At 40.7% G+C, this 546-nt stretch carries 1 protein-coding gene; it reads right to left on the bottom strand.

Translation table 11 applies throughout. The features are described from left to right. Nucleotides 1-425, bottom strand: a 425-nt coding sequence (locus tag R7093_RS27485; protein ID WP_318147312.1) for a hypothetical protein, incomplete at its 3' end; no start/stop codon positions are given. Nucleotides 426-546: the final 121 nt, after the last annotated feature.

Here is a 546-nt window from a genome sequence, read left to right as displayed (position 1 = left end):
TTAGTATGATAACGCTGCCAACATTGATAAATGGCGGTTTCATGTTCTGCGACTAAATCAAATGCAGTTTGAAAATTGACAGCGTTTGAATTCTTCTCTATCGCGAGAGTTTGCCATTCTCGGTATGTCACTTCGTACGGCTCAACCCAATTGAGTAGCGTGGCAACCAGCTCTGACCAAGGTAAATCGATCCACTTTTCTGCATCGGAAAGACCTTTTTCCATCATTTCTTGATGACGGTCTTCTATCTCCATTCCATGTGCTTGCAAAACAGGTTTGAGTTTTTCAGCGGTCAGTTTTTCCACGTCGACTAAAGTTTGCCAAAGCGCGCGTTTCTCTGCCTGTTTGTAGTTGTTGAGATAGTTACTGAAAAAGGCAATACCGTAGATTTCTCCATAGTATGCAGTAAGTAAATTGTTGAGCATTTTAATGTGCGTTTGGGGAACGGATGGACGCTATTTTATAACGGAATGAAAGAGATAAGAAGTTGTGAGAATTTTATGAGAATTCGATGAAGTTACCGAGATATTTGCTCGTCATGCTTAA

It is taken from the genome of Vibrio sp. 1580 (assembly GCF_033340055.1).
This window is presented reverse-complemented; position numbering and strand designations above follow the sequence as displayed.